At 47.9% G+C, this 13,262-nt stretch carries 14 protein-coding genes and 1 tRNA gene; 4 read left to right on the plus strand and 11 right to left on the minus strand.

Going from position 1 to position 13,262, the window contains the following annotated elements:
- Positions 1-16: 16 nt before the first annotated feature.
- Entirely contained in the window at positions 17-1,528 is a 1,512-nt protein-coding gene (locus NBZ79_RS00900) for a 3-hydroxyacyl-CoA dehydrogenase (RefSeq protein WP_251934621.1), read from the minus strand.
- 186 nt (positions 1,529-1,714) lie between these two features.
- Here NBZ79_RS00900 and NBZ79_RS00905 point away from each other — a divergent pair, with 186 nt between their 5' ends.
- Positions 1,715-2,170: an Hsp20 family protein gene (locus tag NBZ79_RS00905; protein ID WP_420854555.1), complete on the plus strand. Its 456-nt coding sequence runs from the start codon at positions 1,715-1,717 to the stop codon at positions 2,168-2,170.
- A gap of 34 nt (positions 2,171-2,204) precedes the next feature.
- The gene (locus NBZ79_RS00910) at positions 2,205-2,423 is read left to right on the plus strand and encodes a DUF1150 domain-containing protein (RefSeq protein ID WP_251934623.1); all 219 of its coding nucleotides are present in this window, start codon (positions 2,205-2,207) and stop codon (positions 2,421-2,423) included.
- Between the two features lie 6 nt (positions 2,424-2,429).
- Here the strand turns inward: NBZ79_RS00910 and NBZ79_RS00915 are convergent, their stop codons facing one another.
- The 10 genes from NBZ79_RS00915 to NBZ79_RS00960 form a co-directional block, all read right to left on the minus strand.
- Entirely contained in the window at positions 2,430-3,446 is a 1,017-nt protein-coding gene (locus NBZ79_RS00915) for a M23 family metallopeptidase (RefSeq protein ID WP_251934624.1), read from the minus strand.
- 36 nt (positions 3,447-3,482) lie between these two features.
- Positions 3,483-3,947 (minus strand): PTS IIA-like nitrogen regulatory protein PtsN, encoded by a 465-nt coding sequence (gene ptsN, locus NBZ79_RS00920; protein ID WP_251934625.1) that lies wholly within the window; start codon positions 3,945-3,947, stop codon positions 3,483-3,485.
- Positions 3,948-3,991: 44 nt separating this feature from the next.
- The gene (gene hpf, locus NBZ79_RS00925) at positions 3,992-4,594 is read right to left on the minus strand and encodes a ribosome hibernation-promoting factor, HPF/YfiA family (RefSeq protein WP_251934626.1); all 603 of its coding nucleotides are present in this window, start codon (positions 4,592-4,594) and stop codon (positions 3,992-3,994) included.
- A 159-nt stretch (positions 4,595-4,753) separates the two neighbouring features.
- Entirely contained in the window at positions 4,754-6,301 is a 1,548-nt protein-coding gene (rpoN, locus tag NBZ79_RS00930) for an RNA polymerase factor sigma-54 (protein ID WP_251934627.1), read from the minus strand.
- Between the two features lie 25 nt (positions 6,302-6,326).
- Positions 6,327-7,088 carry an LPS export ABC transporter ATP-binding protein gene (gene lptB, locus NBZ79_RS00935; protein WP_251934629.1) on the minus strand — a complete coding sequence of 254 codons (762 nt, stop codon included), beginning with the start codon at positions 7,086-7,088 and terminating at the stop codon, positions 6,327-6,329.
- Positions 7,089-7,117: 29 nt separating this feature from the next.
- On the minus strand, positions 7,118-7,663 hold the full coding sequence (gene lptA, locus NBZ79_RS00940) for a lipopolysaccharide transport periplasmic protein LptA (RefSeq protein WP_251934631.1): 546 nt from the start codon (positions 7,661-7,663) through the stop codon (positions 7,118-7,120).
- A gap of 34 nt (positions 7,664-7,697) precedes the next feature.
- A complete protein-coding gene (lptC, locus tag NBZ79_RS00945; protein WP_251934633.1) occupies positions 7,698-8,375 on the minus strand; it encodes an LPS export ABC transporter periplasmic protein LptC in 678 nt (225 codons plus the stop codon).
- Between the two features lie 3 nt (positions 8,376-8,378).
- Positions 8,379-9,383 carry a KpsF/GutQ family sugar-phosphate isomerase gene (locus NBZ79_RS00950; RefSeq protein ID WP_251934634.1) on the minus strand — a complete coding sequence of 335 codons (1,005 nt, stop codon included), beginning with the start codon at positions 9,381-9,383 and terminating at the stop codon, positions 8,379-8,381.
- 154 nt (positions 9,384-9,537) lie between these two features.
- Positions 9,538-10,152, minus strand: a complete 615-nt coding sequence (locus tag NBZ79_RS00955; protein WP_251934636.1) for a ribonuclease D — start codon at positions 10,150-10,152, stop codon at positions 9,538-9,540.
- A 73-nt stretch (positions 10,153-10,225) separates the two neighbouring features.
- A tRNA-Leu gene (locus NBZ79_RS00960) sits at positions 10,226-10,312 on the minus strand.
- A gap of 178 nt (positions 10,313-10,490) precedes the next feature.
- Here NBZ79_RS00960 and NBZ79_RS00965 point away from each other — a divergent pair.
- Entirely contained in the window at positions 10,491-11,444 is a 954-nt protein-coding gene (locus NBZ79_RS00965) for a complex I NDUFA9 subunit family protein (RefSeq protein WP_251934638.1), read from the plus strand.
- A 363-nt stretch (positions 11,445-11,807) separates the two neighbouring features.
- On the plus strand, positions 11,808-13,250 hold the full coding sequence (locus tag NBZ79_RS00970; protein ID WP_251934640.1) for an NAD(P)-dependent oxidoreductase: 1,443 nt from the start codon (positions 11,808-11,810) through the stop codon (positions 13,248-13,250).
- Positions 13,251-13,262: the final 12 nt, after the last annotated feature.

Here is a 13,262-nt window from a genome sequence, read left to right on the forward strand (position 1 = left end):
GGCCGCACCTTGCTGATCAGTCCGGCGTGTGTATCGGTAGATTAAGAATGGCCCGGCGTCGGAGCCATTGACTGGGCCGATATCTTTCCTCACCGGTAATTTTCTGGAGCTGCTCCAGTATTTGATAGGTGTTTTGTGTCCCCATATTCTCGGCAAGTTCTACGGAGCCGAGAGGATAATTCAGGCCCAGTTTCATTCCTTTATCGATATCTTCTGGTGTTGCAATACCAATTTGGGCCATTTCACAGCCTAGATTGGCAATCATTGAGCGAATGCGCTGAGCAACAAACCCCGGGTTATCCTTAATTCTCGTTACAGCGGCTGCTGCGCCTTTAAGCATAGTAATAACCGATGACATAATATTTTCATTTACGCCAGGCGCAGCCATAACAGTGGCTCGACTGAACACTCCGGTATGGGTATCAATTGCGACTAATCTTTTTGCATCCAACTCAAGTCTCTGGGCGAGTGATGTGCAATCTTCGCCAATGGGATCGGCAAGAATTGGCGACGTGCCGTCATCTTCATCCAGAATACTGACCCCGAGATCGCGAAGGAGAGTCTGCAGGGCATCTGACGGTTCTGCCAAATAAACACGTTTTGCCGCCTCACCCTCAAGGGCCGGATCGACTTCAGGTCGAATAATGGTGCCGTTGTCATCATATTCGTAAAACCCGGCTTTTGTTTTTCGGCCCAATCGTCCGGCTTCCATCATACTTTCGTGAAGTGGGTAAGTGGATAAACGCTTGTCTTGAAAATACCCTTTGTAAATAATCTGGCTGACCGGGAAATTAACATCAATTCCAGTGAGATCCATCAGTTCAAACGGACCCATGCGGAAGCCGCAGGCGTCTCGCATGATGGCGTCCACTTCGAAGGGCGTCGCGACGCCTTCCGAGACGATTCTCAAGGCTTCTGTCGTATATGCCCGGCCACCAAGATTAACCAGAAATCCAGGCGCATCCTTCACAACCACGGGGACACGGCCCATACGCTTGCCAATGACTTCTAAAGCTTGAGTGACATCCGCACTTGTATCCGTACCATTGATGACTTCAACAAGTTTCATCAAAGGAACAGGGTTAAAGAAATGCAGGCCGGCAACGCGTCCACGATGAGTACAGGCCGAGGCAATGGAGGAAATGCGGATACTGGACGTATTCGATGCAATAATCGCGTCAGGCCGGACGACCTCTTCGAGTTGCTGAAAGACCGATTGTTTGATATCGATATTTTCAACGATAGCCTCAACGACAAGATCACAATCCTTTAAATCCGCAAGGGTACTGGCAACCTGCAATCGATCTATGGCGGCTTGACCCTCGTTACTTTGCAGACGGCCCTTTTCCACGGACCGGCCTATCATGCCTGAGATAAAATCAACGGCGAGTCTGGCAGCACCGTCTGCGGCGTCAAAGATAATTGCCTGCATGCCACCGGTTACGGAAACCTGTGCGATGCCCCGTCCCATGGCGCCCGCGCCGACAATACCAATTTTAAGATCCTGTTTGTGGGGGTCGAAAGTCATATCCGGGTCAGCCTTTATTTTTGTAATTGTTTTCTGTGTTATAGCCTGTTCGCGATATTTGTGAAGCGCAACCTTGATGCGGTGCAATAAAATCCCTACATATAAAGAAGTCGGTGCCTCTTTAGGGCCGATTTTGGGTGTTTTGTATAACCCAAATAGTCACTCGCTCGTTTGAGGAGGAGAGGAATGCCAAGAATGTCGACTTTTAATAATCCGCTGATGCTTGGATTCGATCATTTCGAGCAGATGCTAGAGCAGCTCTCCAAGTCCGGTGGTGAAGGTTATCCTCCTTACAATATTGAACAAGTTCGCCAGGATGCGCTGCGGATCTCGCTTGCCGTCGCCGGATTTAGTGAAGAAGATATGCAAATAACGCTGGAACAAAACCAGCTAATCATTCATGGTAAGCAAAGAGAAGAAAAAGATCGCGTTTTTTTGCACCGTGGAATTGCTGCACGACAGTTTAAAAAGAAATTTGTTCTTGCAGAAGGAATTGAGGTGACCGGTGCTGAGATTGATAATGGGCTTCTTCATATCGATTTGCTTTTACCGACACCGAGTGTCAACAGCCGGCAAATTCAGATAACGAAGAAGAGCAATAAAAAAGATATGAAGACAATAGATTCTGGTGAATTAATTTAGTCTGAGGCGTTAGCGTATTAGCAGGAGTATTAAAATGCAGTATCAGGAAACCACATTACGACAGATGAGTTCTGCAGCCTTTGGGATGTTGGGATCCATGGATATCGCGTATATCCGAAAAGTTGAGGATGAGGGTGAAATCACTTACGGTATTTTCGCGGCAAATGGTGAAAAGCTGGGTGATGAATCATCGGCTGACATCGCAATGGTCGTCGCTCGTCAAAATGATTTCGAGGCTTTTCTCGTCAATTAACGATATTTATCGGACTGTGATTTTTGCTTCTTCAACAATCGTCGTGGATGAACGCTCAATAGTGATTTGTCCACGATAATCGCCTTTCTGCCACCCAGATTTTGGTTGTTTAATCCCGACAAAGAAATATTTCGATATCTGATTTTTAGAAACCCGCTTGGGTTTGTATTCCTTTATCAATTGATTGTCCGGTCCTTCGATGGTCAATGTGACGACATCGTCTTTTTGGGAACCATAATATAGAGACCAAAAGATAAGGGTCGGACTGTTAGGCGGCAACAGTCTTTGTTGCATATTTCCACTTTCCAGTGCCCGTCGGTCTTTCGGTATGGTCCCCGAAAAACCGGTCACAAGAAATCCGGTCGCTTGATACTCCAGCTCTTGCCGAGCGGCCTCAGACCATAGAGAAGTTTCCGTATGTGTACAGGGTGTGGTTTTCTGGGGACCTGAAAAGGGGTCAATGACGGCCTTCCCCGACATCACTTGAAAATGCAGGTGCGGAAATTCCGTCAGACCGGATAAACCCACATACCCTATAATATCACCACGTTTTACTTTTTGCGATTTGGTGACTGCAATGCTGTTTTTCTTCATATGAGCATAGATGGTTTTCAAGCCATCGTCATGGGTCAAAACCACGGCATTGCCAAGTCCTATGTTTTTGATACGCGGTCGAACAGCGGCTGGATAGTCTTCAAAATATTGGTCCTTAACGCCGTCTCGTAGATTTGATACGACCCCGTCCGCCGCCGCAAGAACGGGCACACCCGCTTCCATATCCGCTAATGTCCGAAGTCGGAAATCCGTGCCTTTGTGACCGTCATAGGTTAAATAACCGCATGTATGATCTTTCGCATTTTTGCTGGGGTCCATATCAGGATAATGCTGGATAAAACAGCTTTCACCGAGACGGCAGCCGACCGGTAAATCAAGAACTACCTCATTCGCCATCGCACGGGCTGATAAGACAAATAGGTTAAGGCATGTGACGAGGGCGAAAAACTTGCGGAACCTTGACGTCATTTGGCGAGCCATAGAAAGAGCATCACAGGTCCTTTTTTAAGCCGCAGATTGTGCACTTTCGTCTGTTAACACAGCGAACAGTGCATCCGCATCATTACTGCCCCGTAATTTTTCGCACCGGCCCGTATCACGTAATGTACGCGATACGCGGGCCAGAGCTTTCAGATGGTCAGCACCCGCAGATTCCGGCGCAAGTAGTAGGAAAATGAGATCAACGGGCATGTCATCCATTGAATCAAAATCAATGCCAGAATCGAGTTTTGCAAACAACCCATAAACGCGATCTATGCCCTCCAGCTTTCCATGAGGAATAGCAATACCTCGGCCAATACCGGTTGTTCCCAGTCTCTCGCGTTCCAGAAGAACATCCAAAATGGCGCGCTCAGGACAATTCGTTACGGTTGCCGCCCGCCGAGCAAGTTCCTGCAAAGCGTGCTTTTTGCTCGTCGCTTTTAAATCCGCGAAAACGGTTTCCGGGCTGATAAGGTCAGTAAGTTCCATGATACCTGTATTAAATGGTCGTTCTGTTTCAATTTGCCAGTATGCTAGGCAGATTTTTTTGCCGACTCGACGCGTGGATCAATCCAGCCGATATTTCCATCTTGTCGGCGATAGACAACATTCAAACCATTGGTTTGCGAATTATGAAACATCATGGCTGGAAGATTGGCCAAATCCATTCTCATAACCGCCTCGCCTACGGAACAATTTGGGATATCTGCGCTGCTTTCCGCAATGATGATGGGTTGCCAGTCGTCATTTGCCTCAACCTCGGCTTCGGCTTCTTCCGGCTCCGGCGCCAGGACATAGGATTGGGCAGCGAGAGACTGCTTCGCCTGATATCGCTCTTTGCCATGATGGCTTTTCAGCCGGCGTTTGTAGCGACGCAATTGTTTCTCAATACGCTCAGCAGCAGTGTCAAAGCTTCCGTAGGCATCAACGTGATCCGCAGACGCTGTTACGTCAATACCGGATCCAATATGAACACTGCATTCCGTATGGAAGTTGTGATTTTTCTTGCTTAGGGTCACCTGGGCATCAATAGCGTTGTCAAAATATTTTGAGACACCGGCAATCAGGGCGTCTTCAATATGCACCCGAAGTGCATCACCAACATCTATCTGTTTACCTTTTACAATCACGTGCATCTGTAATTCCAATTCTAGAAGTGAACCAATTATCCGCCCCGGATAAACGTCCAAATCAATTTGAGGGCGGGACCATAGTTTTTGCGTACCGCATTGTCAATATGCGGTTGTAGAAATTAAAACTCGCTGATTTGGTGGCGTCATTTCATGTATCCCCGGCTAGGAAGCAATCAACTGCTTCTTAAGTCTTCGACGTTGTACGGAAGAGGGAATCTTCATCGCATCACGATACTTTGCAACGGTCCGCCGTGCAATATCTATCCCTTCCAATTTCATCAATTCAACGATTTTGTCGTCGGAAAGGATCTTATTTGGGGCTTCATCGTCTACAAGTCGCTTCAATTTATGCCGAACGGAAGCTGCAGAATGTGAATCACCGCCGGATGTGGAATTGATTGCTGACGTAAAGAAATATTTAAGTTCAAAAATGCCCCGTTGCGAGGCGATGTACTTGTTGGACGTGACCCGGCTAACTGTACTTTCATGCATGGAAATATTATCAGCAATTGTTTTCAAGTTGAGAGGACGCAAAAACTCGATGCCCTGGGTAAAAAACATTTCCTGTTCCGCGACTAAAGCCGTTGCGACCTTCAGTATCGTTTGTGCCCGTTGATCGAGAGATTTGACCAACCAGTTTGCTGTGCTCAAGCACTCTGACAGATATTCTTTTTCCTCTTTCTTCTTTGTTTTTGTATTGAGCACAGAATAGTAACTGTTATTGACGAGAACTTTCGGCAAGGTTTCACTGTTTAGTTCGATGTGCCAGCTACTATCCGGGCGCCGCCGAACAAAAATGTCCGGAATTACCGTTTGTGCGACTTCGCTGTCAAATTGCAACCCGGGTTTCGGATCCAGTGCCTTGATCTCTGATATCATATCTCCCAGGTCTTCCTCATCGACGTCGCAGATATTGAGCAATTCCTTAAGGTTTCCGTCAGCCAACAAGTGTAAATTGTTCAGAAGTGCTTCAATTGCCGGATCAAATCTGTTTTGATCTTTGAGCTGTAATGCGAGGCAGTCGGCGAGATCTGTTGCGAAGATACCGACCGGCTCCATGGCGCGAAGCGACGTCAAAACATTTTCGATTGCATCGCGCTCGCAACCCAATGTTTCGGCAACATCATCAATCTCTTCCGTAAAATACCCAGCATCACTGATCAAATCGATCAAATAAGAGGCGATAAGCTTTTGCGAATTTGACAGAGGCAGTTGATTGAGCTGCTGGGTCAAATGATCCTGAAGCGATAAGTCTTCTGACAAGGTATTTTCGAGATTAAGATCGTTGCTTGAGAAATTAGAGCTCCCGCCTGAATTGGCTCCCAGATATCCGGTATCGGCACCATTGGCGAAAGATTGCTCTGCCGGCATATCAGATGCCGTATCATTAAATGTGTTATCGTAATCTGTATCAGGTGTACTGTTTCCATCGTCCGAAGAGGTACCGTCATTAGAAATTGACAGCTCCTTTAGTGGCGCATCATCACTTTCGGTAGAAGCTGATGCCGGTTGCTCTTCGATGCCAGAACCAGTTTCTGTCGTTTCCAGAGCGTCAGAGCGTTCAAGTAAAGGATTTTTCTCAAGTTCTTGCTCGACGTAAGCGGCGAGGTCCAGATTTGACAATTGCAACAGTTTGATCGCCTGCTGCAATTGCGGCGTCATAACAAGCTGCTGACTCTGTCGTAAATCCAATCTGGGCGTTAAAGCCATCTTTACTCCTGACCACCGTCAAACGCTATAGGTTAAAGCGTTCCCCTAAATACACGCGCCGTACACCTTCATCCGAAACGATTTCAGACGGGCTGCCCTCCTTTATGACACGTCCATCGTTAAGAATGTATGCTCGGTCGATGATATCCAGAGTTTCGCGAACATTATGCTCGGTGATTAATACACCAATGCCACGGTCTTTCAGGTGAGAGACCAAATCACGAATATCACCGACTGCAATTGGATCAATACCGGCAAGTGGTTCATCAAGCATAATGTAATTTGGCTTTCCGGCGAGCGCGCGCGCAATCTCCACGCGGCGACGTTCCCCGCCAGACAAAGCCACAGCCGGAGTTCGTCTTAAATGCGTTATTGAAAATTCGGCAAGAAGCCCTTCGAGCAAATTTTCGCGTTTCTCACGAACAGGTTCGATAAGCTCAAGGACAGCTCTAATATTCTGTTCGACGTTCAGGCCCCTAAAAATTGACGCTTCTTGCGGTAGATAACCTATACCCAATCGAGCCCGTCTATACATTGGCAGGTCTGTGACATCTCGTCCATCTAGGATAATAGATCCATAATCGGGGCTTAACAGGCCGGAAATAATATAAAAACTGGTCGTTTTACCTGCGCCATTCGGACCCAGTAAACCAACGGCTTCTCCGCGGTTTACGACAATATCAACACCGCGAAGGATTGGTCTCTTTTTAAAAGATTTGCCAATATTCTGCGCAACGAGCCCCGAATTTTCGGCAACCAACCTGGGAACGCGTTCCACTTCATCCATACTCATCGCCTCAAAGCCCCTTTACTCAACTACTCGGCCTTTTGTTCCGGCACGAAAATTCCTTTAACGCGACCTGTGCCACCGTCTGTCTCCGGCGCACCTTCGACACGGCTTTTGCCTGTCACCATATTTAAGGTCATCTTGTCGCCTCGCAGGACATTCTTTCCCTGCGTTAATACCACATTTCCTCGAAGGTCTACCCGTTTGTTTTTCACATCATAAGTTCCTGTTTCACCCTCCGCTGTTTCCCGCGGGCTGGACAGAAAGACATTTCCAACGGCATCAATTTTCTTAATGTTGGCCGGGCCGCCATCACTTGCCGTACTTTTGTCTGAGTAATAGACAATTAATTTGTCGGCCCGCATGCGTATTTCACCTTGTTTGACATCGACATTGCCTTCGAATACCGCCAATTGATTTTCCTGTTGAACTTCCAGCGAGTCGGCCGCTATTTCAAGGGGCTGGCTTGTATCGTACGCCCCGCCAGTCAAAGCTGATTGGGCGGAGACAAGGGAGCTCCCTATGGCGCTCAAAAGGACGCCGGCCAGTAGAAATATTCCCGTAATCTTTTTCATTCCATTGTTTCCAGATCTATCTGTCTTATCTGACTTAGGGATATATTTTAAGCCGTACATTGCCTTCAAACCTTAATTTACCAGTTAACTGATCTGCCACAAGCCTATCCGCTTCGATTGCACCGAGCGGCCCATGACCGACGACGGGATTTGGACTGACAATAGTACGTTTCTTCAAATTCACTTCCGCTGACTTCATGGTGAATTGGTCACCACTATCAGAAAAAATATTGATATCGCCAAAAAGCTGTAACAAGCCTGTATCTTGATTGAGAATGCCATCAGGGGCGGACAGGGAAATCCATTCGCCCGATTTGAGCGTGATATCAGCCTGCAGATTCTTCAAGGTAACTTCTGGGCTGGTTGCCGTCTTTTGGGTGGCCGTATCAGCGGTCACAACATAATTCTGATTGCTGAGGTCGCTGGCGACAAATTGCGGATTTTTCATGGTAAGGCTGTCGTCTGACAATATCAAATCAGCATAATCCAGTGTAAACCCTTCTTCTTTTTCAAGATTAGGCAAGACAAATGCCAAGCCAACAAGAAGAATAGCAAGCCCAAGAAGGATAAACTTAATAATAGAGACAAAATGGCTGTAACGTGAGCTAAATTTTACCCCATCCAGAAGATCCAAAGCGACAAATTTGGGCGCTTCAGACTCCGGTTGATCGTCGATTTTCTCATCTGCAGAAAAGGCGTCCGCGGGTTTCATTGTTTACATCACTCCACTACGTAAACAGTCGTGAACACTAACAATACCTTGAATATCTTTTCCTTCGGTTACGAAAAGGCAGGTAATCCCGTTGAAACCTGTCGAGTTCATTTGCGCCAACGCCTCTCCGGCTAAGGCTCGTGAGGAAATGGTTTGCGGATTTTCCGTCATCACATCCCGGGTTTTCTTATTCAACAATTCGGGTCCCATATGGCGCCGTAAATCGCCATCAGTGATAACCCCAATTAACGTGCCCGCATCATCGGTAACCGCTACGCAGCCAAAACTCTTTGTCGAGATTTCAATCAGTGCATCACTCATGAGGGTTTCCCCTCCAACAAGTGGAACTGCGTCACCCGTATGCATAATGTCGCTGACCTTAATCAGTGAACTGCCCAGGTTGCCGCCTGGGTGAAATACATGAAACTGTGAAGAATCAAATCCTTGCCGCTCAAGTAAAGCGACAGCAAGGGCGTCACCAAGCGCCAATGTCATGGTTGTTGATGTTGTCGGGGCTAAACCCATGGGACAGGCTTCCGGGGCAGCTGGCAATACAAGCGCAACATCTGCGCGACGGCCCAAGGTACTATCCAATTTACCGACGATGCCGATGAGCGGGATATCGAACCGCCTTGTATAGGCAATTATATCGCTGAGTTCTTTTGTACTCCCTGAATTTGACAAGCATAATACGGTGTCATTTTTCGTGATCATGCCTAAATCACCGTGACTTGCTTCGCCGGGATGGACAAATTGCGCCGGCGTTCCGGTAGAGGCGAGGGTTGCCGCTATTTTATTTCCAATATGGCCGTTTTTCCCCATTCCACTAACGATGACACGGCCTGTGGATTTGCTGATAAGATCAAGGGCTTCAATAAATTTGCCGTCAAGACTCTGATGTAATTGAGATATTGCGTCCGCTTCGATCGTCAGAACATGACGCGCACTCTGAAGATCACGGCTACTCTTTGTCAAACCCACTGTCACTTGATCCGTGGTTTCAGTCAATTAGTCGGTCCTTATTCGTTGGGGGCGCCAGCCTTGATGAAGCAAGCCAGCAAAAAACACTCAAACACATTAAATATATAAGAAAATTGCGCCAAATTAACAAGGTTAATAGCGTATTCATCTTGAAAGAATTTGATACCAGATACTGAAAGGATTAAGAGTGGGAGAAAATGTCTGTCTCATCCCATCCGGCAAGATCCAGCTCTGCGCGAACAGGTAAAAAGGAAAAACAGTCGTCAGCCAGCACTTTTCGGCCTTCCCGGACGAGCATCACATCGAGTTTTTCCTTCAACTGATGAAGGTATAACACATCAGATGCTGCATATTCCATTTGCGCTTGCGATAACTCCTCAGAGCCCCAATCTGAACTTTGTTGTTGCTTTGAAATATCGATCCCAAGAAGTTCCTGGCAAAGATTTTTCAATCCGTGGCGGTCCGTATATGTGCGGACCAATCGAGAGGCGATTTTTGTACAATAAACGGGCGCGCAATCAATATTGAGATATTTCTTTAGCACAGCAATGTCAAAACGCCCAAAATGGAAAAGCTTGAGGCGATCTGGGTCATTGAGCTGAGCCGCCAGGTTAGGCGCATCGTAGGTCTTGCCATCAAACTTCACTAAATGGGCATCGCCGTCACCAGACGACAGTTGAACCACACAAAGGCGGTCCCGATGGGGAAGCAGCCCCATTGTTTCACTGTCAATTGCAATGCTATTGCCCAGGTCAACATCGTTGGGAAGGTCGTTGTGATGTAAATAAATCGCCATTCAGTCCTCCGATAAAACGGCCAATACGCCGAAATCGAAAGCTGGCATAACCGCTTGACATTTGTCCATCGAGTGGTGCCCAGGAGAAGACTCGAACTTCCACGACCATACGGCCACTAGCACCTGAAGCTAGCGCGTCTACCAATTCCGCCACCTGGGCAATTCAATGATGCCTCTGATATAAAGCAAGGTCTTCGTTGTCAACAAACTTCGACAAAAGAATCCAAGTATTTTTCTGTTTGGGCTTGGCCTTCGGGTTATATCCGGGTAGAAATTGCCTCAGGAATGGCGCGGTGCGTTGTGATATACTCCATAGTTTGCGAACAAAGGACGAAAGAATGTCGGATCGATTGATAACCATTTTCGGAGGCTCAGGGTTTATCGGACGTCATTTGGTCGGGCGACTTGCCGCAAAGGGATACCAGATCCGGTTGGCTGTGCGGGATCCGGAAAGTGCTGTCCAGTTGATGACACAAGGCAATGTTGGGCAGATCGTCGGTATGCAGACGAATATCCGAAACCAAATGTCGGTCGACCGTGCGGTCGCAGGTGCTGATATCGTCATTAATCTGGTCGGTTTGTTATATGAAGCAGGCGCTCAGTCCTTTGGGGCCGTACATGTGGATGGTGCAGAGCGAGTTGCGAAGGCTGCAAAGCTGGCCGGCGCGAAGCAGCTCATTCATATGTCCGCTCTCGGTGCGGATAAGGAACATGAGGCTGGATATGCGCGCAGTAAAGCGGTTGGTGAAGAGGTGGCGGCGGCAGAGTTTCCCGGTGCGACCATCTTGCGACCTTCCGTCGTGTTCGGCACGGATGACGATTTTTTCAATCGCTTTGCTCAATTGCTCTCCCTGGCGCCGGTTTTTCCCTTATCCGATGGCGGCCAGGCCAAAATGCAGCCTATTTGGATAGAAGACCTGGTGGAGGCCATAGTCAGGATACTGGAAACGCCTTCCGAACAGGGTAAGATTTGGGAATTGACCGGACCTGATGCTGTGAGTTTTCATGATCTTATGAAAAAGGTTTTAAGCTATACAGACAGGAATTGCTTGCTGCTGCCGGTGCCGGCGTTTGTAATGTCTTTCATGGCGGTTTTCATGAAATTGGCGCCAGGGCGTCCGCAGCTGACGCCAGATCAGGTCAAGCTGTTGAAAGTTGACAATATTGCGTCCGGTGATTTCCCTAATTTACAAGACCTTGGAATAGAGGCTGCCTCTGTTGATTCCGTTGTCCCGGTGTATTTACGCCGTTACAAAAAAGGCGGTGGTACGAAAGCTGACGATTTCGCCTAGCAGCATGTTTCGGAGGCAGTTGAGGCGGCAGGGAATCAATCCAATTTATTAGGTCCGATATTGTACTAAATTTTCCTCTCTTTTTGGCGAAATCGGCATATATTTGGTCGCTGCCGCGAATGATTTATGATTATAAGTCAATAATACTGACCTAACTAGCGCTTTTTTCTGGTATTTTTTGATCTTTTAGGCTATTGATTGGCTCCCTTTGTCTCTTAATGACTTTGAATAGATGCTGGCAAAGACCGGGAATACTGGGATTTTAACCAGTTCTGGCCTGTCTGGGCCTTCGGTGCAGGATTATGTAAAAAGATTAAAAAAGAAGTGAACCTGCGTCTTGCGGGTCTGGATTGGGAACGCCTGATGTCTAAAAATATGCTGAAATTTGTATCATTGGATAAAAAAATGCCGGCGAAACGCGCGGCTGAAAACCGGCGTGAAGATTTTTCTGAAATCTATGATGAATATTCAGAAGATAAAGCAACAGAACAGGCAAGCCGCTGCTCGCAATGCGGCATTCCCTATTGCCAGGTGCATTGTCCCGTACAGAATAACATACCTGATTGGCTGAACATGACGGCCAATGATCGGTTGCAAGAAGCTTATGAAATGAGTCAATCGACTAACAATTTTCCGGAAATTTGTGGCCGTATCTGCCCGCAAGACCGACTTTGCGAAGGCTCTTGCGTCATTGAAAAAGGATTTGAATCAGTTACGATCGGCGCCGTAGAAAAATATATTACCGATACGGCCTGGGAAAAGGGTTGGGTTAAACCGACGGTCCCGGTCACTGAGTTGACGCAATCCGTGGGCATCATTGGTGCGGGGCCGGGTGGATTGGCTGCGGCAGATGAGCTCAGGAAAAAAGGCTATCAGGTTCATGTCTATGATCGGTATGACCGTATCGGCGGATTGCTTGTGTATGGTATTCCTGGTTTCAAGCTCGAAAAAGACATTGTCGAAAAGAGAGCGCAGCTCCTTCGGGACAGCGGTGTGACATTTCATATGAATTTTGAAATCGGGCGTGATGCCGGCCTTGGTGAGCTCCGTGAAAAACATGACTCAATCATTATCGCGACAGGTGTTTATAAGGCCCGGGATATATCCCTGCCCGGGAGTGGTGTAGGTGGTATCGTCCCGGCTCTGGATTACTTGACCGCCTCCAATCGCAAGGGTCTCGGCGATGATGTGCCGGAATTCGAGGATGGCACCTTTGATGCACAAGGCAAGGATGTGGTGGTCATCGGCGGCGGGGATACGGCCATGGATTGCGTACGGACAGCAGTTCGTCAGGGCGCGAAGTCGGTGAAGTGCCTGTATCGCCGGGACCGCAAGAACATGCCCGGTTCCTTGCGCGAGGTTGTTAATGCTGAAGAGGAAGGCGTGGAATTCGTTTGGCTGTCGGCTCCGAAGGCGTTTCTAGGGGATGAGAAAGTGCGCGGCGTCAAGGCGATTGAAATGCATCTGGGTATCGCTGATTCAACCGGCCGCCAGGTTCCGGTGGAGATTTCAGGTTCCGAGCATGACATCCCCTGTGACCTCGCCATCAAGGCACTGGGATTTGACGCGGAAGATATTCCAACTTTGTTTGATGAGCCCGGCCTTGAAGTTTCGCGTTGGGGAACAATCGTTGCTGAATTTGGTACGGGCCTGACCAATCTGGAAGGTGTTTATGCGATCGGGGATATTGTCCGCGGCGCCTCCCTGGTTGTCTGGGCCATTCGCGATGGCCGCGATACGTCACTTGCAATTGATAAATATTTGAAGAGCCAAAGCGCGACAGAATCCGTCGCCATTGCTTCTTGATGTGCTGGGAAA

This window comes from Sneathiella marina, from assembly GCF_023746535.1.
Lineage (GTDB): Bacteria > Pseudomonadota > Alphaproteobacteria > Sneathiellales > Sneathiellaceae > Sneathiella > Sneathiella marina.

Coding starts and splice junctions, on each gene's coding strand:
- NBZ79_RS00900 (WP_251934621.1), bottom strand. CDS start 1,528: ATGACTTTCGACCCCCACAAACAGGATCTTAAAATTGGTATTGTCGGC.
- NBZ79_RS00905 (WP_420854555.1), top strand. CDS start 1,715: ATGCCAAGAATGTCGACTTTTAATAATCCGCTGATGCTTGGATTCGAT.
- NBZ79_RS00910 (WP_251934623.1), top strand. CDS start 2,205: ATGCAGTATCAGGAAACCACATTACGACAGATGAGTTCTGCAGCCTTT.
- NBZ79_RS00915 (WP_251934624.1), bottom strand. CDS start 3,446: ATGACGTCAAGGTTCCGCAAGTTTTTCGCCCTCGTCACATGCCTTAAC.
- ptsN (WP_251934625.1), bottom strand. CDS start 3,947: ATGGAACTTACTGACCTTATCAGCCCGGAAACCGTTTTCGCGGATTTA.
- hpf (WP_251934626.1), bottom strand. CDS start 4,594: ATGCACGTGATTGTAAAAGGTAAACAGATAGATGTTGGTGATGCACTT.
- rpoN (WP_251934627.1), bottom strand. CDS start 6,301: ATGGCTTTAACGCCCAGATTGGATTTACGACAGAGTCAGCAGCTTGTT.
- lptB (WP_251934629.1), bottom strand. CDS start 7,088: ATGGATGAAGTGGAACGCGTTCCCAGGTTGGTTGCCGAAAATTCGGGG.
- lptA (WP_251934631.1), bottom strand. CDS start 7,663: ATGAAAAAGATTACGGGAATATTTCTACTGGCCGGCGTCCTTTTGAGC.
- lptC (WP_251934633.1), bottom strand. CDS start 8,375: ATGAAACCCGCGGACGCCTTTTCTGCAGATGAGAAAATCGACGATCAA.
- NBZ79_RS00955 (WP_251934636.1), bottom strand. CDS start 10,152: ATGGCGATTTATTTACATCACAACGACCTTCCCAACGATGTTGACCTG.
- NBZ79_RS00965 (WP_251934638.1), top strand. CDS start 10,491: ATGTCGGATCGATTGATAACCATTTTCGGAGGCTCAGGGTTTATCGGA.
- NBZ79_RS00970 (WP_251934640.1), top strand. CDS start 11,808: ATGTCTAAAAATATGCTGAAATTTGTATCATTGGATAAAAAAATGCCG.